The sequence below is a fragment of the Nitrospirillum viridazoti CBAmc genome, from assembly GCF_000730165.1.
Classification (GTDB): domain Bacteria; phylum Pseudomonadota; class Alphaproteobacteria; order Azospirillales; family Azospirillaceae; genus Nitrospirillum; species Nitrospirillum viridazoti.
The window spans coordinates 2,698,765-2,718,127 of record NZ_CP022110.1 but is presented as its reverse complement, the minus strand read 5'-3'; the positions used below and the strand labels follow the sequence as shown (position 1 = coordinate 2,718,127).

Genomic DNA, 19,363 nt, shown 5'->3' with positions numbered 1-19,363 from the left:
GCCGGGCGGGCGCCTCATTCCTTGGGTAGCGTGGGGCCCTGGTCCGGCTTGGTGACATCCACGAAGTCGCCGTCGATGACGGTGGTGGGGCGGGCCGGGCTGCCATAGGTGCCGCCCCCATTCATCCCGCCGCCAGCCGTCCGCACGGTAAAGCGGGTGCCCGACAGCCGCTGGGCCTGGCCCAGCAGGGCGCGGCGTACCGGCGGGACCAGCAGGGCGATGCCGGCCAAATCGCTGATGAAGCCGGGTACGGCGAACAGCACGCCGGCCGTGGCCAGGCACAGGCCGTCCCATGCCACCACCGGTGCCTCGCCTGGGGTCGCCCTCGCCACCTTGCGCAGGGCGTCCAGCCCCTGGCGCTGCACCAGCCACAGGCCGACGATGGTGGATAGCACCACCAGGGCCACGGTGCCCAGCACGCCCACCTTCTCCCCCACCCAGGCGAAGGCGGCGATTTCCGCCAGAAGATACGCGATGAGGAAAAGGGGAAGGCGCATAAGCTTGCTCTTTCTTCGGGCGCCGCCTATCTACAGCGAGAGGGCCGCCCGTAATGACAACCGGGTGTTCGGTCTTAACATGGTGGGGCGAGGGCCCCGTATCCAGGTGCCGATTGGGCCTGGAGCGCGGGCTTATTTCAAGCGCCGGAGGTTCGAAGTCTGCAATGGGTGACAACTCCTACTTCTTCGAAATCATCATCTTCGCGATGATCGCCGTGTTCCTGGCCTATCAGCTGCACAAGGCGCTGGGCCGCAAGACGGGGGAGGAGCGTGAGCGCCCCAACCCCTTCACCGCCGTTCCGCCAGCGCAAGGGCCGACCACCCAGGGGCAGCAGGGCCAGGGGCAGCAGGGCGTGCGCCCGCCGGCCTTCCAGGGGGTGCAGCCCAAGGTGATCGAGGGCACCGCGCGCGATGTCACCCCGCCCGACTATGACGGCCCGCTGTCGCTGGAAGCCGGCCTCGCCCGCATCCACCAGGCTGATCCCAGCTTTGACGAGCGGCGTTTCCTGAAGGGCGCGGAAAGCGCCTTCGGCATCATCGTCGACGCCTTCGCCCGGGGCGATACCGGCGCCCTGCGCCCGCTGCTGGCCGACGCCGTCTACACCGACTTCGCCAAGGCCATCGAGGCGCGCGCCCAGGCTGGCGAGACGCTGGAGGCGCACATCCAGGCCTTCGACACCGTGGATCTGGTGCAGGCCCGCCTGCTGGAAGGCCAGGCCCTGTGCACGGTGAAGTTCATCACCCACCAGACCAACGTCACGCGCGATGCCCAGGGGCGGGTGGTGGACGGCGACGCCGAGCATCCGGCCGAGGTGGTGGACATCTGGACCTTCGCCCGCGACACCAAGTCGTCCGACCCCAACTGGCGCCTGGTCGAAACCCGCGTCCCGCATTAAGCGGGTTCTTCCAGATCGGGCCACAAGGCCCGGCCTGGAAGAACCTGCGGACTTCTATGGTTTTGCAGATTTTCCGAGCCCGCTCATGCGTGGGCGGAGTTCGGCAAATCTGCTTAGGCGGGCGAATGGCGGCGCAAATCGCGATGCGCCCCGCATCCGGTGTTTCCTTCCGGCGGTGATCCGTTTTAAGGTCCGGCTCGACCTGACGATCCAGCCGCCCCGCGAGGAACCATTGCCCATGCCGTGCCGGCCCATTTTCGCCCGCGCGGCGCGCGGCGTGGCGGGCGCCCTGCTGCTGCTGACCGCCGCCTGTTCCCTGTTCACCTCTGAAGAGCCGCCGCCCCCGGCCCCGGCGCCAGGGGCCAAGCTGGTGCTGCAGCCGGCCGCTTATGCCGACCTGCCCGGGTGGCAGGCTGACAGGGTGGTGGAGGCCGTGCCCGCCATCCTGCGCTCTTGCGACAAGATGTTGCGCCAGACCTCGGGCGTCGCGGGCAAGCCCCAGGACTGGAACGCCCCTTGCTCGGCCCTGAAGAACCTGCCGCCGGGGAACGAGGCCATGGCCCGCGCCGCGCTGGAACGCTGGTTCCAGCCCTGGCGCGCCACCGACAACGGCAATCCCGAGGGTTTGTTCACCGGATACTATGAGGCGGATCTGCGCGGCAGCCGCACGCGCCACGGCCGCTACACGGTGCCGCTCTATCGCCGTCCGCCCGACCTGGTGATGGTCGATTTGGGCGAGTTCCGCGACAGCCTGAAAGGCCAGCGCATCGCTGGCCGCGTGACGGACGGCAAGCTGAAGCCCTATGAGGATCGCCGCCGCATCGATGCCGGCGCCCTGACCGGCAAGGGTTTGGAGCTGGTGTGGCTGGACGACGCGGTCGACGCCTTCTTCCTGCACATCCAAGGCTCCGGCCGGGTGGTGCTGGAGGAGGGGGGCGAGATGCGCGTGGCCTATGACGGGCAGAACGGCTGGCCCTATGTCGCCATCGGCCGCCAGATGGCCGCGGACGGCAAGCTGGACCGCGACGCCGTCACCATGCAGTCCATCCGCGCCTGGCTGGCCGCCAACCCCGCGCAGGCCCAGGCCACCATGGAAGGCAATCCATCCTACGTCTTCTTCAAGCCGCTGGAGGGTGACGGCCCCCTGGGGGCCCAAGGCGTGGCGCTGATCCCCGGCCGCTCGCTGGCGGTGGATCACACCTATGTTCCCTACGGCCTGCCCGTCTGGCTGGACGTCACCGATCCGGAGGACGGGGACAAGCGCCTGTCCCGCCTGATGGTGGTGCAGGACACCGGCGGCGCCATCCAGGGGCCGGTGCGCGGTGACGTGTTCTGGGGCCATGGCGCCCAGGCGGAACACCGGGCGGGCCTGATGAAAAGCCGGGGCGGCTATTGGCTGCTGCTGCCACGCACGGTGACGCCGGCCAATATCGGCGCCGGGCCCGGACCGTCTTCATGAACCGCCAGCGCCGCAGTCCGACGTCGGAGGAAATCCGCCTGTGGCGCGAGGTCATGCGCGACGCCGCCCCGCTGCGCCGGGGCGCCCCCCTGCCGCCCCCGCCCCCCGCGGCGGTGGAGGCCGCCCCCGCCGTGCCCGCCGCCCCGCCGCTGGTGCCGGCGCCGGCGGCCAGGCCGGTTCCCGCCGCCCCCCTGGTCCATCCCCCGCTGGTCTTCGGCGCCCGCGCCGGCCTGGACCGCCGCACCGACGACCGCTTGCGCCGGGGCCAGCTGGTCATCGACGGCCGGCTGGATCTGCACGGCATGACCCAGGCCGAGGCGCACGGCGCCCTGAACGCCTTCGTCGCCCGCGCCCACCGCGAGGGCCGGCGCACCCTGCTGATCATCACCGGCAAGGGCTCCGGCGGCGGCGTCCACATGGGTACCGACCGGGAGAAGGGCATCCTGCGCGTGGCGGTGCCCCGCTGGCTGGGGGAGGCGCCCTTGCGCCCCCTGGTGCTGGCCATCCGCCAGGCCCAGCCGCAGCATGGCGGCGGCGGCGCGCTCTACGTGCTCCTGAAGCGGCAGCGTCCATGAAACTGCTCAAGCGGCAACGTCCATGACCCCCTTCGGCCAGCGGATGCGTGAGCTGCGCGAGCAGCACGGCCTGGCCCTGAAGGACATGGCCGCCGCCCTGCACATCTCCTCCGCCTACCTGTCGGCCCTGGAGCACGGCCGCAAGGGTACGCCCTCGCCCATGCTGGTGCGGCAGATTTGCGGCTATTTCGGCATCATCTGGGATGAGGCGGAGGAGATGGAACGCCTGGCCCAGATGTCGGATCCCCGGGTGGTGGTCGACACCAGCGGCCTGCACCCCAAGGCCACCCTGGCGGCCAACCGCTTGGCGCAGCGCATCGGCCAGATGGATGAGGCCGCGTTGGACCGGCTGCTGGCGCTGATCGGGCCCGCCTGACCGGATGCCCTCTTTCCCGCCGCTGCTGTTTCATGCGACGAAACAGGCCGCGCGGCCAAACGGGGCAGCCCTGCGGTCGATTCCACTCGAACCGGGCGGGGCGCTCGGTTTAGAATGTTTATAGTTTCCCGTCCTCACCGGCAGCGTCCTCACTGGCGGCCGGTTCACCATTTCCGTCTTTTGGGAGCGTCCCTATGCCATCGCGTCTTGAACAGCTTTGCATCCAGAAGGGCCTCAAGATGACCGAGCAGCGGCGGGTGATCAGCCGCGTGCTGTCCGAGGCCATGGACCATCCGGATGTGGAGCAGGTGTACCGCCGCGCGGTGGAGATCGATCCCAACATCTCCATCGCCACGGTCTACCGCACCATGCGGCTATTCGAAGAGGCCAACGTCATCGAGCGGCTGGACTTCGGCGACGGCCGCGCGCGGTACGAGGAAATCCGGGACGAGCACCACCACCACCTGATCGACCTGCAATCGGGCGAGGTGATCGAGTTCCGCAATGAGGAGCTGGAGCGCCTGAAGGAAAAGGTGGCGGCGGAGCTGGGCTATGAGCTGATCGGTCACCGCCTGGAACTGTACGGCGTGCCGCTGAACCGCGCCAAGCGCTCCTGAGGTCCCGTCCCATGGCTTGCCGCGAGGACGCCACGTCCGACTGTTGCCGCCCCGCCGTCGTGCGGGCGTACCAGGAGATGCGCGGCAAGGGCCAGCCGGAGAAGTTCTGCCTGGAGGCGGCGATCACCGTTTACCGCTGGCACCACCCCAGCCCGGACAATCTGCCACCCGAGGTCATGGCCATGGTGACCGGCTGGGTGCACGACGGCCTGCGGCACTGATTCGCGTGGCCCTTGGTGCCGGCCGGTAACGCCGCCCACCCCTTGGAACAGATCGTCCAAAGGTGGAATCACCTTTGGACGTGAAGCTGCTCCCGGACAGACTCAGCTATAGCCGGCTGCGTGTGGTTTAACGCGGACGGCTATAGCACCCTGCCCCTGCGCCCCTTGCACTGGTCAAGGCGTCCGGCCGCCCGTATGGTCCGGCGCCATCAGCAGCCCCCCAGCAGAGGCGACGCCCCATGATTCCGCGCTACAGCCGCCCCCAGATGGTCAAGATTTGGGAACCGGAGAACCGGTTCCGGATCTGGTTCGAGATCGAGGCCCACGCCTGCGACGCGCAGGCCGAGCTGGGCGTCATCCCCAAGGAGGCCGCCGCCGCTGTGTGGGAGCGCGCGAAGTGGGACGTGGCCCGCATCGACGAGATCGAGCGCGAGACCAAGCACGACGTCATCGCCTTCCTGACCAACCTGGCGGAGCATGTCGGCCCCGAGGCCCGCTTCGTCCACCAGGGCATGACCTCCAGCGACGTGCTGGACACCTGCCTGGCGGTGCAGCTGAAAGAGGCGACCGACCTGCTGCTGGCGGATATGGACGCCCTGCTGGCCGCCCTGGCGCGCCGGGCGCAGGAACACAAGTACACCCCCAGCATCGGCCGCAGCCACGGCATCCATGCCGAGCCGGTGACCTTCGGCCTGAAGCTGGCCGGCCACTACGCCGCCTTCAAGCGCGGCCGTGATCGCCTGGCCGCCGCCCGGGATGAGATCGCCACCTGCGCCATCTCCGGCGCCGTCGGTACCTTCGCCAACATCGACCCCCGGGTCGAGGAGCATGTGGCCGCCAAGCTGGGCCTGACGGTGGAGCCGATGTCCACCCAGGTGATCCCGCGCGACCGCCACGCCATGTACTTCGCCGTCCTGGCCGTCATCGCCGCCAGCATCGACAACCTGGCCACGGAAGTCCGTCACCTGCAGCGCAGCGAGGTGCGTGAGGCTGAGGAATATTTCAGCCCGGGCCAGAAAGGCTCGTCGGCCATGCCGCACAAGCGCAACCCGGTGCTGTCGGAAAACCTGTCGGGCCTGTCCCGCCTGATCCGCAGCCATGTGGTGCCGGCGCTGGAGAACGTGACCCTATGGCATGAGCGCGACATCAGCCATTCCTCGGTGGAGCGCGTCATCGCGCCCGACGCCACCATCGCCCTGGACTTCGCCCTGTCCCGCCTGACCGGCATGATCGACAAGCTGGTGGTCTATCCGGAAAACATGCAGCGCAACCTGGACATGCTGGGCGGCCTGCACAACAGCCAGCGCGTCCTGCTGGCCCTGACCCAGGCCGGCATGAGCCGCGAGGACGCCTACCGCGCCGTGCAGCGCAACGCCATGCCGGTGTGGCTGGAGGGCAAGGACTTCCGCACCCTGCTGAAGGCCGACGCCGACGTTGCCCGGCACCTGACGGCCGAGCAGATCGACGGCGCCTTCGACCTCGACTACCACACCAAGCACGTCGACACGGTCTTCAAGCGCGTATTTGGTGAATGAAGCAATGCCAGCGGCGTGAGGTCCGGCCTCATGCCGGTATAGGACGCGACCGCGTCCGCCGGAGCGTTTTGGGAAGCGAAGCGGACTGAAACGCGAGGAAGCCAAGCCGGCGGATGCCGGCGCCCGGCGTCTGAGGGACATGAAAAATGGGGCGCTCCCGCGCGGGGGGGCGCCCCTTTTCCTATTCCCGTGATCCTGCAGGGGATCAGTCGGTCATCACCTGTTCGCGGGCCACTTCCAGCGTGTGCTCCATCTCCTTCTCTACGCGGTGGACGGAGATGTCGACGCCCTTGGCGGTGAAGTCGGCCATGATGCGGGCCAGGATGTCCTGGTGGCCAGGCTCCTTCAGGTCTTCCGACACCATTTCCTTGGCGTAGGCGGCGGCCTCGTCGCCCGTCAGGCCCAGGTGCTCGGCGGCCCACTCGCCCATCAGGCGGGCGCGGCGGACGTAGATGCGGAACAGCAGTTCCTCGTCATGCTTGAACTTGGCCTCGAAAGCCTGTTCGCGTTCGTCAAAGGTCGTCATCGCTATTCCTCGAAGCACAGCTCTGGGTGGTTTCGATTTCCCCCGGCAGCCTTATATATCGGGTGGTCGCTTGCGGTCTACAGCCCCCGGGGCAATACGCCGCCCCCGGAGCCCTTCCCGAAGCGGCGCCAATACTCTATCAGGTGCCTTCATCCCATGTGCAGCGTCATCCTCCTCCGCCGTCCCGGCCACGCCTGGCCCCTGATCGTCGCCGCCAACCGGGACGAGATGAACAACCGTCCCTGGCTGCCCCCCGGCCGCCACTGGCCCGACCGGCCGGAGGTGGTGGCCGGCAAGGATGAATTGGCCGACGGCAGCTGGTGCGGCCTGAACGACACCGGCGTGCTGGCCGCCGTGCTGAACCGCGAGGGCACGCTGGGCCCGGCGGCCGGCAAGCGGTCGCGCGGGGAGCTGGTGCTGGAGGCGTTGGACCATGCCGACGCCCCGGTGGAGGCGCTGTCGGATTTGGACACCCGCGCCTACCGCCCCTTCAACCTGCTGCTGGCCGACAACCGCGACGCCTGGCTGCTGGAACATATGGGGGAGGCGGGGCGCAACCGGGTGCGGGTGACGCCCATTCCCGAGGGCGTGTCCATGATCACGGCCAAGGGCATGAACGCGCCGGACTGCCCGCGCACCCGGCGCTACCGCCCCCTGTTCGCCGCCGCCCCGGCACCGGACCCGGAAACCAACCATTGGGCGGAGTGGGAGATGCTGCTGGCTAGCCGCGTCAGCGGCGCGGGCGATGATCCGCGCGAAGCGATGTGCATCATGACCCATCAGGGTTTCGAGACCACCAGCAGCTCGATCATCGCCCTGCCGGCCATGGACCGTGCCGGGGTGCTTCCCCGCTGGCGCTTCGCCGCCGGCCGGCCGGACGAGGCACCCTTTCTTGACGTGGATCTGGGAGGTGGATCTGGGCCGGTAAATCCGACCGTATAGGCGCCCGGCGTGGGGCGAGGGGTCCCTGACATTGTACAGGACCCCATTGCTTGCTATATCCTCGCCATCAGGGCCGGCCCTCGGGCGCGGGCGTTCCGCTATGCGCACGTCTGCCCGATGCCGCCCGCATCCGTTCGTTCGAAAGAAGTGATCCCATGTCTCGACGCCGGCGGATCTACGAAGGCAAGGCCAAAGACCTGTTTGAAGGGCCTGAGCCCGGCACGCTGGTTCAGTACTTCAAGGATGATACGTCCCATGAGCAGAAGAAGGGCGTCATCACCGGCAAGGGCGTGCTGAACAACCGCATCTCCGAATACCTGATGACCCGCCTGGGCGAGATGGGGGTGCCCACCCATTTCGTCCGCCGCCTGAACATGCGCGAGCAGCTGGTGCGCGAGGTGGAGATCATCCCGGTCGAGGTGGTGGTGCGCAATGTCGCCGCCGGCTCGCTCAGCAAGCGCTTCGGCATTCCCGAAGGCACGCAGCTGCCCCGCTCCATCATCGAGTTCTATTACAAGTCCGATGAGCTGGGCTGCCCCATGGTGTCGGAGGAGCACATCACCGCTTTCGGCTGGGCGGGGCCCCAGGACCTGGACGACATGCTGTCGCTCAGCCTGCGCATCAATGACTACCTGTCCGGCCTGTTCCTGGGCACGGGCCTGAAGCTGGTGGATTTCAAGGTGGAGTTCGGCCGGCTGTGGGATAATGACGAGATGCGCATCGTCCTGGCCGATGAGATCAGCCCGGACAATTGCCGCCTGTGGGACATCAAGACCAACGAGAAGCTGGACAAGGACCGCTTCCGCCAGGACCTGGGCAAGGTTGAGGAAGCCTACCAGGAAGTGGCCCGCCGCCTGGGCATCCTGCCCGAGGGCGGCCCCGGCGACGTCAAGGCGCCCAAGCTGATGCAGTGAGTTCCGGTCCCGGGGGCGATTTCGCCCCCGGGCCTTTTCATATCCCTCGTTTTGCGTAGAACCAACCAGGAAGCATCGATCATGAAGGCCAAGGTTACCGTCACGCTGAAGCACGGCGTCCTCGATCCCCAGGGCAAGGCCATCGGCCACGCCCTGCAGACCCTGGGCTTCGACGGCGTGGGCGAAGTCCGTCAGGGCAAGCTGATCGAGCTGGAACTGGAAGAGACCGACCCCGCCAAGGCCAAGGCGGCGGTGGAGGCGATGTGCCAGCGCCTGCTGTCCAACACGGTCATCGAGAACTACGCCATCGAGCTGGTCTGAGTTCCGGTCCGGGGCGGCACCCGGCCGCCCCGGTATCCCTTATTCCGCCGGCTTCAGGCCGGCGATGAAATAGCCCAGCGCCCGGTCGAACGCGGCGTCCGGGCTGTCCCCCAGGATGCCGGCCATCGCCGCCGCCATCAGCGGCGCCTCCGGCCCCAACTCCGGCTGGGTCTGGCCGGTGCGATCGGCCGCGTCCGTGGCCCGCGCCTGTTCCTCCAGCACCCACCCCACGACGAAGCGCGACAGCGCGATCATGATGCACAACGCATCCGCCGGGGTGAAGCCGTGCCGGCACAGCAGGCCCACCTGCGCCTCCGCCAACGGCATCTGTTCCGCCAGCGGGCCGGTGCCGGCGTGCACGCGGGCGCCATCGCGATAGGCCAGCAAGGCGTGGCGGAAACTGCGGACGTTCAGCGTCAGCCACGCCCGCCAGTCCATCTCCCCCTCGGGCGGCCACACATGCTTGTGCCGCGCCAGCATGGCCACGGCCATGGCGTCCAACAGCGCGCGCTTATTGCGGAAATGCCAATACAGGGTGGGCGACTGCACGCCCAGGCGCGCCGCCAGCAGGCGGGTGCTGAGCCCGTCCATCCCCACCTCGTTCAGCAGATCCAAGGCCGCGCGCACCACCGTGTCGCGGGTCAATTTGCCCTCTGGCCGCATGCCGTCCTCCATTCGCGCTTGACTCTCTATCATCGATAGGGAAAATGCAACCCTATCAGTGATAGGGATTTGAAGGCGTGGTGTCATGAACAAGGCGTTGTATGTGGTTTTCCTGGCCATGGCGCTGGATGCGGTGGGCATCGGCATCATCATGCCCATCCTGCCGGGTTTGTTGCGCGAGGTGACCGGCACGGACGACGTGGCGCCGCTCTATGGCCTGCTGCTGGCGATCTTCGCCCTGATGCAGTTCTTTTGCGCCCCGGTGCTGGGCGCGCTCAGCGACCGCTACGGACGGCGGCCCATCCTGCTGCTGTCGCTGATCGGCGGGGCGCTGGATTATCTGGCCCTGGCCTGGTCCCCCAACATCTGGGTGGTGGCCGGCGGCCGCATCCTGGCCGGCGTCACCTCCGCCAACATGGCGGTCATCACCGCCTACATCACCGACACGACGGAAGAGGCGGGGCGGGCCAAGCAGTTCGGACGCATGAGCGCCGCCTTCGGCGTCGGCTTCATCGCCGGCCCGGCCCTGGGTGGCCTGCTGGGCATGGTTTCGCTGCGGGCGCCCTTCCTGCTGGCGGCCGGCTTGAACGGCCTCAACTTCCTGCTGGCGCTGCTGGTGCTGCCGGAATCGCGACCGGCGACGACGGAGCGCACGCCCATCAAGCTTGGCGCCCTGAACGCCTTCGGCTCCCTGCGCTGGGCGGCTGGCGTGCCGGTGCTGGCGCGGCTGTTGGTGGTTTATGTCCTGGCGGAGGGGGCGGGCCAGTTGGCGGCGTCCCTCTGGGTGCTGAACGGCCAGGACCGATTCGCGTGGGACGCGTCGGTGGTGGGCTGGTCGCTGGCGGCCTTTGGCTTCCTGCACGCCATCGCCCAGACCTTCGTGACGGAACCGGTGACCCGCCGACTGGGCGAACGGGGCGCCTTCATCCTGGCGGCGGTGGCGGACGGCGTGGCCTACACCGTCATGGCCTTCGCCACCCACGGCCTGGCCGTCTTCCTCATCATGCCGCTGCTGTCCCTGGGCGGCATTGTCGGGCCGGCCCTGCAGGCGCTGATGTCCTTCCGTGTCGGCCAGGACCGGCAGGGGGAACTGCAGGGCACGTTGGCAGCGCTGGGCAGCCTGGTGGGCATCGTCGGCCCGTTGCTCTTCACCGCCGTCTATGGCGCCACCCGGACCACCATGCCGGGTGCCGTCTGGCTGTTGGGCGTGGCGGCTTACGCCATCGCCGTTCCGCTGCTGCCCAGCCGCCAGGCCCTGGCGCCCGCTGGAACGCCCGCCGGCGCGCCGGCGGGGGAATGAGGCGCGCGCTTCGCCCGCGCATTCAGTCGGCTTTCGGTCCCGCCCTCTCCGCCTCGTCCCGATCCGCCTGGCTGGCGCCGGCGTGGACCAGCAGGTTGTCGCGCAGGCGGCTGACCGTCTTCTGGATCACCTTGAACTCTTCCGGCGTCAGGCCGCTGGCCTTCACCAGATTGCGCTGCCCCCCCTTTTCCCGCAGCTGGCGGCCGGCCGGTGTCAGGCTGACCCGCACCTGGCGTTCATCCGCCGGATCGCGGCGGCGCTGCAGATAGCCCAGCGACTCCAGCTTCTTCAGGATGGGGGTCAGGGTGTTCGATTCCAGGAACAGCTTCTCACCCAGGCCGCTGACCGTCTGGTCGTCCTGCTCCCACAGGGCGACGATCGCGATCCACTGGGTATAAGTCACGCCCAGTTCATCCAAGATCGCCTTGTAGGCGCGGCCGTACGCTAAGTTCGCGGAATAGACGGCGAAGCACAGGAAATCTGCCAGCTTCGGCTGGGGGGCGGCGGGCGCGGCGCTGTCTGGCGCCGGGGCGTCAGGGGGTGTCATCGGCGTTCCTTCCGATAAGGGTATCGAGGGGGCCTTCCGGCCTGTCGCATCCTATATAGCACGTATGCGATTAAATCGGGAATTGACTCTACATTGGAACAGACGCATTAATCACGCATCCGATCTAAACGGACACGATTGAAATGGGAACCATCATCATGGCCTCAGTCCTTCTGGCGTATCTGGCGGGTGTGTTGACCATCACCGCCCCCTGCATCCTGCCGCTGCTGCCCATCGTGCTGGCCCCGGCCCTGACGGCCGGTGCCGGCTTCCGCCGGCGGGGGCTGCCCCTGCTGCTGGGGCTGGCGGCGGCCTTCGCCGTGACGGCCAGCCTGGCGGCGGCGGGCGGCTGGGCGGTGGCGGCCAACCAGTACGGTCGCGCGGCGGGCCTGGCCTTCGTGGCCCTGTTCGGCCTGGCCATGATGTGGCCGGCGCTGGCCGCCCGGCTGACGGCGCCGCTGGCGGCGGCGGGGTCGCGGCTGGCTGAACGGTTCAGCCCCGCCGCGGCTTCCGGAGGCGACAGCACCGTCGTCTCGTCGCTGGCCCTGGGCCTGGCCACCGGGCTGATGTGGGCGCCCTGCGCCGGGCCCATCCTGGGCTTGATCCTCAGCGCCGCCGCCCTGCATGGGCCGGGCCCCGGTACCACGGTGGCGCTGTTCTTCTATGCCCTGGGCGCCGCCACCCCGCTGGCCGTCGTCATGATCGGGGGTGGCCGCCTGGTGCGCGCCCTGCCGCAGGACGCCCTGCGCTGGGCCGAGGGCATGCGCCGGGTGGCGGGCGGTGCCGTGGTCGCCACGGCGGTCATCAGCGCCGCCGGCTTCGATACCCGCCTGTTCCTGGGGGTGCCGGCCCTGCCCACCGACCGGGTGGAACGTGCCCTGGTGAAGGTGCTGAGCGCCCATGACCCCGGCGTGGCCCATGCCGCGACCCTGCCCGCTACCCAGCCGCCGCTGACCGGCCCCCTGGCCGATGTGCTGAAGGCCAGGGCCTGGGTCAACACCCCCGGCCTGGCGTCCGGTGACCTGCGCGGCCACGTGGTGCTGGTGAACTTCTGGACGTATTCCTGCATCAACTGCCTGCGCACCTTGCCCCATGTCCGCCAGTGGGCGGCGCAGTACAAGGACCAGGGCCTGGTGGTGGTGGGCGTCCACACCCCGGAGTTCGCGTTCGAGCGGGATGTCGACAACATCACCAAGGCTGCCGCTACGCTGGACGTGACCTACCCGGTGGCGGTGGACAACGACTATCGCATCTGGCGCGCCTTCGACAACCAGGCCTGGCCCGCCCTGTACCTGGTCAACGCCGATGGCCGTGTCATCTACCAGGCCTTTGGTGAGGGCGATTACGACAAGACGGAACGCGTCATCCGCAAGGCGCTGGCGGACGCCCAGGCCACGCCCGCGGCTCAGGGGCCCGTTGCCCAGGGTCCCGCTGCCCAGGGTCCCGCTGCACAGGTGAAGGTCGAGGGCACCCAGGCTGCCGCCGACCTCAACGACCTGGGCTCCCCCGAAACCTATATCGGTTATGGCGAGGGCCAGCGCTATTCCGGTGGCGACGACATCGTGGCCGACGCCCCCGCCCGCTACCGCCCGGCCGGCAGCCTGCGCCTGAACCGCTGGACCCTGGGCGGCGACTGGACGGTGGGCCGGGAATTCGCCACGGCCGGTCAGGCCGGGGCCCGCATCGCCTACCGCTTCCACGCCCGCGACCTGCACCTGGTGCTGGCGCCGGGCGCCGACGGCCAGCCCGTTCGCTTCAGGGTGCGCATCGATGGCGCCGCCCCCGGCACCGACCACGGCACCGACGTGGACGCCGACGGCGTGGGCACGGTGCGCGTCGCCAAGCTGTACCAGCTGGTCCGCCAGGCCGGCCCGGTGGCCGACCACACCTTCGAGATCGAGTTCCTGGACCCCGGCGCCCGCGCCTACGCCTTCACCTTCGGCTGATCCGCCGGCTCCTATCCCCCATCGCCGGGTGGGCAATGCACAACCTGCCGCAGCAGGCGCTCTTGGCCTTCGCTCAGGCGGTACAGGACGTGGCGGCGCTCTAAACCAGGCCCTGGGCGCGAAAGCTGAAGTGCCGGCCCCGGCCGATGACCAGGTGGTCATGCACCGATATCTCCAGGGCCTTGGCGGCGTCGGCGATGGCCTTGGTCATCTGGATGTCCGCCCGGCTGGGGCTGGGATCGCCGCTGGGGTGGTTGTGCACCAGGATGATGCCACTGGCACCCAGTTCCAGCGCGCGCTTCAGTACCTCGCGCGGGTAGGCCGCCGTTTGGTTGACCGTGCCGCGCTGCTGCACCTCATCACGCAGCAGCGCGTGGCGGCCGTCCAGGAACAGCACGCGGAACTGTTCCACCGGCTCATGCGCCAGGGCGCCCTGGCAGTAATCCAGCAGCTTCTGCCAGGACGACAGCACGGGGCGGTCCAGCAGTTCCCGTCGCGCCATGCGCAGGGCGGCGGCGGCCACCACCTTGATGGCGCCGATGGCGGCGTCGCTCAGCTTGAACTCGTCACGCAAGGTAGCCACCGGCGCCGACACCAGCCCCCAGAAAGAGCCGAAACGGTCCAGCAACTGCTTGGCCAGGGGCTTCACGTCGCGCCGGGGAATGGCCTGGAACAGCAGCAGCTCCACCAGCTCATAATCCTGCAGGGCTTCCGGCCCCTGGTTCAGAAAACGCTCGCGCAGGCGGTCGCGGTGGCCGTGGTAATGGGGCGGCGGTTCCTTTTCGGCGGCCGGCGAGGGCAGGTCCAATTCCAGTACGGCGTTCTTGTCGTGCTCGCGGCCCATGCCCATCCCCCGTTACCCGCGCAGGCAGTATAGGCGGGGCGCGATGCACCTGCCAGAGGCGGCGCCGGGGTTTCGGTGGGGAGTCCAGGGGGGAGAATCGTCCCGGCAAAACCTGCCCTTCGCAAAGCGGATCGAAAGGGCTTGCCGGGTGGGTGCGGCCGGGTTCCGGCCGCGACTCGCGGGAATCCCTAATCCATTCGCCCAGCCGTTGCCTGGCATATCTATTGCTTTGGGGTTACTTCGCCTGACCAGAGGAGTCCAGCCGCGATGTCTCATCTCATTCCCCTGTCCGTCGTCAAGACGGCGCGTGCCGACAAATCCCCGGCCGACAAGTCTCTGGGTGACAAATCCCACGGGCCGTGGGACGAGCGCGGCCTTGAGCCCTTGCCCGGCATTCCCCTGGTGGAGGAAGAACGGCTGCGCCGCTACGCCCTGTCGCTGGGGGACGGCGCGCTGTCCGAGATTTTGACGCTCTACGCGGAATGCCTGGTGGACGCCGGCGGCGCCCTGGACCTGGCGCTGCAGCGCGGCGCCGTCGACGGCGTGCGCCACTACGCCTATCTGCTGACCGGCACCGCCGCGGAGATGGGGACGCCCCGGCTGGCCCACATCAGCCGCTTCCTGGCGCGCCGCGCGGGGCAAGGGGTGGCGGAGGCTGGCGCTCTGGCCTCCTTGCGCCAGGTGCTGACCCAGACCCAGGCGGCGGTGGGCGATGTGCTGGAACACCATCTGCAGGTGGTGCAGGGACCGCACGTCGCCCGTGCGTGATCCCGAAATCCAAAAGAAAACCCCGCCCGGGGCGACCTGGGCGGGGTTTTCTTTTCCGGCACAGGGCCGGTGATCAGGCCTTGGCCGCGTAGGGCGGCTGGTGGAAACCCGCCGGGGACAGGGTGAAGATCTCACAGCCGTCCTTGGTCACGCCCACCGTGTGCTCGAACTGCGCCGACAGGCTCTTGTCCTTGGTCACGGCGGTCCAGCCATCGGACAGGATCTTCACGTCATAGCGGCCGATGTTGATCATGGGCTCGATGGTGAAGATCATGCCTTCCTTCAGCTCCGTGCCCTGGCCGGGCTTGCCGAAGTGCAGGACGGACGGGGCGGTGTGGAACACCTTGCCCACGCCGTGACCGCAGAAGTCGCGCACGACGGAGAAGCGGTTACCCTCGGCGAAGGTCTGGATGGCGTGGCCGATGTCGCCCAGGGTGGCGCCGGGGCGCACCGCCTGGATGCCGCGCATCATGGCCTCATACGTCACGTCCACCAGCTTGCGCGCCTTCAGGGGGATGTCGTCACCCACGAAGAACATGCGGCTGGTGTCGCCGTACCAGCCGTCGACGATGACGGTGACGTCGATGTTGGCGATATCGCCCTTCTGCAGGCGCTTGTCGCTGGGGATGCCGTGGCAGACCACATGGTTGACGGAGATGCAGCAGGACTTGGGATAGCCGCGATAGCCCAAGGTGGCGGACTTGGCGCCGTGGGCCTGCGTCCATTCCTCGCACAGCCGGTCGATCTCCTCCGTCGCCACGCCGGGCACGACGAAGGGGGTCAGGTAGTCCAGCAGGGCCGCGGCCGTCTGGCCGGCCTTGCGCATGGCGGCGAAGCCTTCTTCGCCATGGATGACGATGCCGCGGTCTTCCAGTTCGTACTCTTCATCCGCGGCGGCGGCCGCTTCGCCTCTGTTCATGCTCTAAAATCCATCTGTCGGGCGGCCAGCCGGCCGAGCCCAGCCAATTACCGGCGTCCGGCGATCCCATGGGCATGGTGAACAGTGCCGGCACACACGGTTCCGAACTTAGGCGCGCCACCGTTCCACGGCAAGGCAATCCAGGGCAGGGCAGGGCTCCGAATCCGTGTCAGGGACGGTTGGCGGCGGGACATTTCCCCCTATAATCGCGCGGCCTATCCCGTCCCGCGACGAAAGCCCGCCTCGAATGACCGCCCCTACCGCCGCGCCCACTGGCTGCCTCATCATCATCGGCAATGAGATCCTGTCCGGCCGCACCCAGGACGTGAACCTGAACCACCTGGCCAAGGTGCTGGGCGGCATGGGCGTGCGCCTGAGGGAGGCGCGGGTGGTGGCGGATGACGAGGCCGCGATCATCGAGGCGGTGAACCAGACCCGCGCCCGCTACACCTACGTCTTCACCACCGGCGGCATCGGCCCCACCCACGACGACATCACTGCCGCCTGCGTCGCCAAGGCCTTCGGCGTGCCGCTGCTGCGCGATCCCGAGGCCGTGCGCCGGCTGGAGGCACACTACGCCGGCACGGGGCGGGAGCTGAACGAGGCGCGGCTGCGCATGGCCAACGTGCCGCAAGGCGGCATCCTGATCGACAACCCGGTCTCCGCCGCCCCCGGCTTCCAGATCGGCAATGTCTTCGTCATGGCGGGGGTGCCGGCCATCATGCAGGCCATGCTGGCCAGCCTGACCAACCGCCTGGTGGGCGGCCCGGTGGTGCTGGCCCGCACCGTGCGCTGCTTGGTGGGGGAAGGCGAGCTGGCCGGCGGCCTCAGCGCCATCCAGGACCGCCATGCCGACGTGGACATCGGCAGCTACCCCACCTATCGCGAGGGCCGCTTCGCCACCAGCCTGGTGCTGCGCAGCCCGGACGCGGCGCGCCTGGCCGCCGCCACTGAGGAGGTCGCGGCCCTAGTGCGCGGCATGGGGGCGGAGGCCGAGGTGGTGGAGGGGGCCGCCTGACAGGAAGACTGGAAGTGGCGGCCCCGCACGCGTTACTGGTCTTGCCCTGCCGGCCCCACCTCCGCTAGGGTCCCTCCCGGCCTCGACCCTGGATGCCCGCTTGGCGGAATTGGTAGACGCAAGGGACTTAAAATCCCTCGCCCTCACGGGCGTGCCGGTTCGATCCCGGCAGCGGGCACCATGGGTGGGGCCGTTATCCTAAATCACTGCTCCCGGTCTTCCGCCATGTCCTCGGCCAGTTCGCTGGCCAGATCCACGAACAGGCCGGGGTCGACGGTCAGGCCCTGGGCTTCGTTGATGCGCACGAAGATGCGCCAGGCATGCAGGATGGCCACGTCCAGGATGGTGTCGTCGGCCTCCTCCGAATGCTTGTCGGTGATGCCCCGCTCCTCCAGGGCCACCTTGATATCCAGGTCGGCGGCTTCCAGCACGGCTTCCATGGCGCGCTTGTGGGGGGTGGACATGATGGCAACTCCTTGAATAACAATCATATGCTTGGGACATGACATCCGCCGCCGGCGCCGTGCCGGCGGGGTGTTCGGAAACCATCATAGCGGATGGCGCGGACGCGAAGCCATGCGCGGGTTTAAGCGGTGTTTCAAGCCGAAACTTAAGCGGTTTTAGGGGGAAGGACGTGGCGCCTGCCTTGCGTTTCCTGGCCGGGCCCGAGGCTATGGCCCGCCTGCGCCGCGACGGCGTGTCGGATGAGCTGTTCGGCACGGTGGCGGGCGCCTCCGGCGGGCCGAAATGGCTGGCGCTGACCCGGCTGGACCGGGCCATTCTATCGCGCTGGTTCCAGGGCCGCACCCGGCCGCTGGCCATGGTGGGCAGTTCCATTGGCAGCTGGCGCTTCGCCGCCATGGCGCGCCAGGACCCGGCCGGTGTGCTGCGCCGGTTCGAGGAGGCCTACCTGGCCTATGTCCCGTCCGATGCCACCATGCCCACCCTGACGCGGGAAAGCCGCGCCTTCCTGGACATCATCCTGGGCTCGCCGTCCGGCGCCAACGAGGGCGGCCGCAAGGGTGCGCGGGAGATCCTGGCCCATCCCGCCATGCGCCTGTCCATCCTGGCCGTGCGGGGGCGCGGGCCGCTCAGCGCGCGCCATCCGGCCTGGGTGGGCGCCGGCATCGGGGCGGCGGGCTTGGCCAACCTGGTCAGCCGCCGCAGCCTGCCCCTGTTCTTCCAGCGCACGCTGTTCGCCGACCCGCGCGCGGCAGATCCCTTCGACCTCACCGCCGGCTTTCCCACCCGCCGCGTGCCGCTGACCCCGGCCAACCTGGGCGATGCCCTGATGGCCTCGGGCGCCATCCCTTTCCTGTTCGAGCTGGTGCGCGACATCGGTGGGGCCAGGCCCGGCGCCTATATGGACGGCGGCATCATGGACTATCACCTGGATATCCCCTTCGTGACGGAGACACCGGGCAGCGACTTGGTACTGTTCCCCCATTTCGGGCCCAAGGTGGTGCCGGGCTGGTTCGACAAGGCCCTGGCCTGGCGCCGCCCGGCGGCGGCCTCGTTGGCCCGCACCCTGCTGCTGTGCCCCTCGGACGAGTTCCTGGCGTCCTTGCCCCATGGCAAGATCCCCGACCGCCGCGACTTCACCGCCCTGCCGCCCGCCGAGCGCCAGTGCTACTGGCGCCAGGCCGTGGCCGAGACCGACCGCCTGGCCGATGAGTTCCTGGACGCCGTCGACCGCGACCGCATCCCGGATTTGCTGGAGCCGCTGCGGGGTTGACGCCCTATTCCTCCGCGCCCCCTAAGCGCCCGGCTTCCCTAGGCCGCGACCGCGGCCGCCGGAGCGAGTACCGCCCATTGAGTATGAAGGAGGGCGCAGCGAGGATAGCCAAAGGGCCGGACGGCCCTGCCGGCGCCTGAGGACCTTAATACCGAGGCATACCCATAGTCTCCACCGGCACGATGGCCTTGCCGATGGGGGCCAGCGCCAGCACGGCGAACTTGAAGTGCTGGATGGCGAAAGGGATGCCGATGATGGTCACGAACCAGAACACGCCGGCGAAGACGTGGTAGAGGGCCAGCCACCAGCCGGCGAACAGGAACCAGACGACATTGCCCAGAAAGCCCAGGGGGCTGGTGCCCAGGTCTTCCCGGCCGGTCAGGACGCGGCGGTCCACCGCCATCTGGCCGAAGGGCCACAGCACGAACAGGCCCATGTTGAAGGCCGCCCGGGCCCAGGGAATGCCGATGATGCTGACCACCATCAGGATCGAGGCCATGAACCAGGCCAGCGCCCCGGTGAACCCGAACAGCACCACCCACAGAATGTTCATCAGCAGACTGATCATGACGCGCAGGCCCCGCTTGTTGCTTCCAGGATCCGATCATTCCCCAACGGGCCCGCGCCGTCCAGGACCACACCGGCCGGGGCGGGGGGAACCACCTCGGGATGGGGCTGTGACGGCGGTGACTTGCGGGGCGCGGCATTCCGGCATATGCCAAGCTGTAGCCTTGCGAACGTGGT

23 protein-coding genes and 1 tRNA gene are annotated in these 19,363 nt (G+C 68.7%); 16 read left to right on the top strand and 8 right to left on the bottom strand.

Annotation, left to right across the window (positions count from 1 at the left end; genetic code table 11):
• Nucleotides 1–14: 14 nt before the first annotated feature.
• A complete protein-coding gene (locus tag Y958_RS12495) occupies nucleotides 15–497 on the bottom strand; it encodes an FxsA family protein (protein WP_088872231.1) in 483 nt (160 codons plus the stop codon).
• A gap of 164 nt (nucleotides 498–661) precedes the next feature.
• Here Y958_RS12495 and Y958_RS12490 point away from each other — a divergent pair, with 164 nt between their 5' ends.
• The 7 genes from Y958_RS12490 (at nucleotide 662) to purB (ending at nucleotide 6,176) form a co-directional block, all read left to right on the top strand.
• Nucleotides 662–1,393: a Tim44/TimA family putative adaptor protein gene (locus Y958_RS12490; protein ID WP_088872230.1), complete on the top strand. Its 732-nt coding sequence runs from the start codon at nucleotides 662–664 to the stop codon at nucleotides 1,391–1,393.
• Between the two features lie 238 nt (nucleotides 1,394–1,631).
• The gene (gene mltA / locus Y958_RS12485; protein WP_244909291.1) at nucleotides 1,632–2,852 is read left to right on the top strand and encodes a murein transglycosylase A; all 1,221 of its coding nucleotides are present in this window, start codon (nucleotides 1,632–1,634) and stop codon (nucleotides 2,850–2,852) included.
• The gene (locus tag Y958_RS12480) at nucleotides 2,849–3,427 is read left to right on the top strand and encodes a Smr/MutS family protein (protein ID WP_088872638.1); all 579 of its coding nucleotides are present in this window, start codon (nucleotides 2,849–2,851) and stop codon (nucleotides 3,425–3,427) included. The genes mltA and Y958_RS12480 overlap by 4 nt, the downstream gene beginning before the upstream one ends.
• A 22-nt stretch (nucleotides 3,428–3,449) precedes the next feature.
• Nucleotides 3,450–3,803 carry a helix-turn-helix domain-containing protein gene (locus Y958_RS12475; protein WP_088872228.1) on the top strand — a complete coding sequence of 118 codons (354 nt, stop codon included), beginning with the start codon at nucleotides 3,450–3,452 and terminating at the stop codon, nucleotides 3,801–3,803.
• A gap of 194 nt (nucleotides 3,804–3,997) precedes the next feature.
• A complete protein-coding gene (locus tag Y958_RS12470) occupies nucleotides 3,998–4,420 on the top strand; it encodes a Fur family transcriptional regulator (RefSeq protein ID WP_004274465.1) in 423 nt (140 codons plus the stop codon).
• A gap of 11 nt (nucleotides 4,421–4,431) precedes the next feature.
• Entirely contained in the window at nucleotides 4,432–4,641 is a 210-nt protein-coding gene (locus Y958_RS12465; RefSeq protein WP_040850143.1) for a hypothetical protein, read from the top strand.
• Nucleotides 4,642–4,880: 239 nt separating this feature from the next.
• Complete coding sequence (gene purB, locus Y958_RS12460; RefSeq protein ID WP_004274466.1) at nucleotides 4,881–6,176, top strand: adenylosuccinate lyase; 1,296 nt, start codon at nucleotides 4,881–4,883, stop codon at nucleotides 6,174–6,176.
• A gap of 205 nt (nucleotides 6,177–6,381) precedes the next feature.
• Here the strand turns inward: purB and Y958_RS12455 are convergent, their stop codons facing one another.
• Nucleotides 6,382–6,702 carry a DUF1476 domain-containing protein gene (locus Y958_RS12455; RefSeq protein WP_088872227.1) on the bottom strand — a complete coding sequence of 107 codons (321 nt, stop codon included), beginning with the start codon at nucleotides 6,700–6,702 and terminating at the stop codon, nucleotides 6,382–6,384.
• A 156-nt stretch (nucleotides 6,703–6,858) separates the two neighbouring features.
• On the opposite strand from Y958_RS12455, the gene Y958_RS12450 reads away from it, so the two are divergent.
• From Y958_RS12450 to purS, 3 genes are all read left to right on the top strand, one after another.
• Nucleotides 6,859–7,644 (top strand): NRDE family protein, encoded by a 786-nt coding sequence (locus Y958_RS12450; protein ID WP_088872226.1) that lies wholly within the window; start codon nucleotides 6,859–6,861, stop codon nucleotides 7,642–7,644.
• A 155-nt stretch (nucleotides 7,645–7,799) separates the two neighbouring features.
• Nucleotides 7,800–8,558 carry a phosphoribosylaminoimidazolesuccinocarboxamide synthase gene (purC, locus tag Y958_RS12445; protein ID WP_088872225.1) on the top strand — a complete coding sequence of 253 codons (759 nt, stop codon included), beginning with the start codon at nucleotides 7,800–7,802 and terminating at the stop codon, nucleotides 8,556–8,558.
• An 81-nt stretch (nucleotides 8,559–8,639) separates the two neighbouring features.
• The gene (purS, locus tag Y958_RS12440; protein ID WP_040850428.1) at nucleotides 8,640–8,879 is read left to right on the top strand and encodes a phosphoribosylformylglycinamidine synthase subunit PurS; all 240 of its coding nucleotides are present in this window, start codon (nucleotides 8,640–8,642) and stop codon (nucleotides 8,877–8,879) included.
• Between the two features lie 39 nt (nucleotides 8,880–8,918).
• Here purS and Y958_RS12435 read toward each other — a convergent pair whose 3' ends face one another.
• Nucleotides 8,919–9,542: a TetR/AcrR family transcriptional regulator C-terminal domain-containing protein gene (locus tag Y958_RS12435; RefSeq protein WP_088872637.1), complete on the bottom strand. Its 624-nt coding sequence runs from the start codon at nucleotides 9,540–9,542 to the stop codon at nucleotides 8,919–8,921.
• 85 nt (nucleotides 9,543–9,627) lie between these two features.
• On the opposite strand from Y958_RS12435, the gene Y958_RS12430 reads away from it, so the two are divergent.
• Entirely contained in the window at nucleotides 9,628–10,842 is a 1,215-nt protein-coding gene (locus tag Y958_RS12430) for a TCR/Tet family MFS transporter (protein WP_088872224.1), read from the top strand.
• 22 nt (nucleotides 10,843–10,864) lie between these two features.
• Here the strand turns inward: Y958_RS12430 and Y958_RS12425 are convergent, their stop codons facing one another.
• The gene (locus Y958_RS12425; RefSeq protein ID WP_088872223.1) at nucleotides 10,865–11,389 is read right to left on the bottom strand and encodes a MarR family winged helix-turn-helix transcriptional regulator; all 525 of its coding nucleotides are present in this window, start codon (nucleotides 11,387–11,389) and stop codon (nucleotides 10,865–10,867) included.
• Nucleotides 11,390–11,547: 158 nt separating this feature from the next.
• On the opposite strand from Y958_RS12425, the gene Y958_RS12420 reads away from it, so the two are divergent.
• A complete protein-coding gene (locus tag Y958_RS12420; RefSeq protein ID WP_088872636.1) occupies nucleotides 11,548–13,335 on the top strand; it encodes a redoxin family protein in 1,788 nt (595 codons plus the stop codon).
• Nucleotides 13,336–13,435: 100 nt separating this feature from the next.
• On the opposite strand, the gene radC is transcribed toward Y958_RS12420, so the two are convergent.
• Nucleotides 13,436–14,179, bottom strand: coding sequence for a RadC family protein (gene radC / locus Y958_RS12415; RefSeq protein WP_244410997.1), 744 nt, complete (start codon nucleotides 14,177–14,179; stop codon nucleotides 13,436–13,438).
• 267 nt (nucleotides 14,180–14,446) lie between these two features.
• Between radC and Y958_RS12410 the strand changes: the two genes are divergently transcribed.
• Entirely contained in the window at nucleotides 14,447–14,947 is a 501-nt protein-coding gene (locus tag Y958_RS12410; RefSeq protein WP_088872222.1) for a hypothetical protein, read from the top strand.
• 73 nt (nucleotides 14,948–15,020) lie between these two features.
• On the opposite strand, the gene map is transcribed toward Y958_RS12410, so the two are convergent.
• On the bottom strand, nucleotides 15,021–15,866 hold the full coding sequence (gene map, locus Y958_RS12405) for a type I methionyl aminopeptidase (protein ID WP_088872221.1): 846 nt from the start codon (nucleotides 15,864–15,866) through the stop codon (nucleotides 15,021–15,023).
• 247 nt (nucleotides 15,867–16,113) lie between these two features.
• Between map and Y958_RS12400 the strand changes: the two genes are divergently transcribed.
• Complete coding sequence (locus Y958_RS12400; RefSeq protein WP_088872220.1) at nucleotides 16,114–16,884, top strand: competence/damage-inducible protein A; 771 nt, start codon at nucleotides 16,114–16,116, stop codon at nucleotides 16,882–16,884.
• Between the two features lie 94 nt (nucleotides 16,885–16,978).
• Nucleotides 16,979–17,065, top strand: a tRNA-Leu gene (locus tag Y958_RS12395).
• Nucleotides 17,066–17,087: 22 nt separating this feature from the next.
• Here Y958_RS12395 and Y958_RS12390 read toward each other — a convergent pair.
• Nucleotides 17,088–17,348, bottom strand: a complete 261-nt coding sequence (locus Y958_RS12390; protein ID WP_088872219.1) for a hypothetical protein — start codon at nucleotides 17,346–17,348, stop codon at nucleotides 17,088–17,090.
• Between the two features lie 170 nt (nucleotides 17,349–17,518).
• Here Y958_RS12390 and Y958_RS12385 point away from each other — a divergent pair, with 170 nt between their 5' ends.
• Nucleotides 17,519–18,619 carry a patatin-like phospholipase family protein gene (locus tag Y958_RS12385; RefSeq protein ID WP_186291180.1) on the top strand — a complete coding sequence of 367 codons (1,101 nt, stop codon included), beginning with the start codon at nucleotides 17,519–17,521 and terminating at the stop codon, nucleotides 18,617–18,619.
• 145 nt (nucleotides 18,620–18,764) lie between these two features.
• Here Y958_RS12385 and Y958_RS12380 read toward each other — a convergent pair whose 3' ends face one another.
• On the bottom strand, nucleotides 18,765–19,187 hold the full coding sequence (locus Y958_RS12380) for a YccF domain-containing protein (protein WP_088872217.1): 423 nt from the start codon (nucleotides 19,185–19,187) through the stop codon (nucleotides 18,765–18,767).
• Between the last annotated feature and the right edge of the window lie 176 nt (nucleotides 19,188–19,363).

What these genes read in the sequence shown, in the direction of transcription:
- Y958_RS12420 (WP_088872636.1), top strand. Translation starts at nt 11,548, where the DNA reads ATGGCCTCAGTCCTTCTGGCGTATCTGGCGGGTGTGTTGACCATCACC.
- Y958_RS12390 (WP_088872219.1), bottom strand. Translation starts at nt 17,348, where the DNA reads ATGTCCACCCCCCACAAGCGCGCCATGGAAGCCGTGCTGGAAGCCGCC.
- radC (WP_244410997.1), bottom strand. Translation starts at nt 14,179, where the DNA reads ATGGGCCGCGAGCACGACAAGAACGCCGTACTGGAATTGGACCTGCCC.
- Y958_RS12455 (WP_088872227.1), bottom strand. Translation starts at nt 6,702, where the DNA reads ATGACGACCTTTGACGAACGCGAACAGGCTTTCGAGGCCAAGTTCAAG.
- Y958_RS12380 (WP_088872217.1), bottom strand. Translation starts at nt 19,187, where the DNA reads ATGATCAGTCTGCTGATGAACATTCTGTGGGTGGTGCTGTTCGGGTTC.
- mltA (WP_244909291.1), top strand. Translation starts at nt 1,632, where the DNA reads ATGCCGTGCCGGCCCATTTTCGCCCGCGCGGCGCGCGGCGTGGCGGGC.
- map (WP_088872221.1), bottom strand. Translation starts at nt 15,866, where the DNA reads ATGAACAGAGGCGAAGCGGCCGCCGCCGCGGATGAAGAGTACGAACTG.
- Y958_RS12480 (WP_088872638.1), top strand. Translation starts at nt 2,849, where the DNA reads ATGAACCGCCAGCGCCGCAGTCCGACGTCGGAGGAAATCCGCCTGTGG.
- Y958_RS12425 (WP_088872223.1), bottom strand. Translation starts at nt 11,389, where the DNA reads ATGACACCCCCTGACGCCCCGGCGCCAGACAGCGCCGCGCCCGCCGCC.
- Y958_RS12410 (WP_088872222.1), top strand. Translation starts at nt 14,447, where the DNA reads ATGTCTCATCTCATTCCCCTGTCCGTCGTCAAGACGGCGCGTGCCGAC.
- Y958_RS12430 (WP_088872224.1), top strand. Translation starts at nt 9,628, where the DNA reads ATGAACAAGGCGTTGTATGTGGTTTTCCTGGCCATGGCGCTGGATGCG.
- Y958_RS12490 (WP_088872230.1), top strand. Translation starts at nt 662, where the DNA reads ATGGGTGACAACTCCTACTTCTTCGAAATCATCATCTTCGCGATGATC.
- Y958_RS12400 (WP_088872220.1), top strand. Translation starts at nt 16,114, where the DNA reads ATGACCGCCCCTACCGCCGCGCCCACTGGCTGCCTCATCATCATCGGC.
- Y958_RS12495 (WP_088872231.1), bottom strand. Translation starts at nt 497, where the DNA reads ATGCGCCTTCCCCTTTTCCTCATCGCGTATCTTCTGGCGGAAATCGCC.
- purB (WP_004274466.1), top strand. Translation starts at nt 4,881, where the DNA reads ATGATTCCGCGCTACAGCCGCCCCCAGATGGTCAAGATTTGGGAACCG.
- Y958_RS12450 (WP_088872226.1), top strand. Translation starts at nt 6,859, where the DNA reads ATGTGCAGCGTCATCCTCCTCCGCCGTCCCGGCCACGCCTGGCCCCTG.
- purS (WP_040850428.1), top strand. Translation starts at nt 8,640, where the DNA reads ATGAAGGCCAAGGTTACCGTCACGCTGAAGCACGGCGTCCTCGATCCC.
- Y958_RS12470 (WP_004274465.1), top strand. Translation starts at nt 3,998, where the DNA reads ATGCCATCGCGTCTTGAACAGCTTTGCATCCAGAAGGGCCTCAAGATG.
- Y958_RS12475 (WP_088872228.1), top strand. Translation starts at nt 3,450, where the DNA reads ATGACCCCCTTCGGCCAGCGGATGCGTGAGCTGCGCGAGCAGCACGGC.
- Y958_RS12465 (WP_040850143.1), top strand. Translation starts at nt 4,432, where the DNA reads ATGGCTTGCCGCGAGGACGCCACGTCCGACTGTTGCCGCCCCGCCGTC.
- purC (WP_088872225.1), top strand. Translation starts at nt 7,800, where the DNA reads ATGTCTCGACGCCGGCGGATCTACGAAGGCAAGGCCAAAGACCTGTTT.
- Y958_RS12435 (WP_088872637.1), bottom strand. Translation starts at nt 9,542, where the DNA reads ATGCGGCCAGAGGGCAAATTGACCCGCGACACGGTGGTGCGCGCGGCC.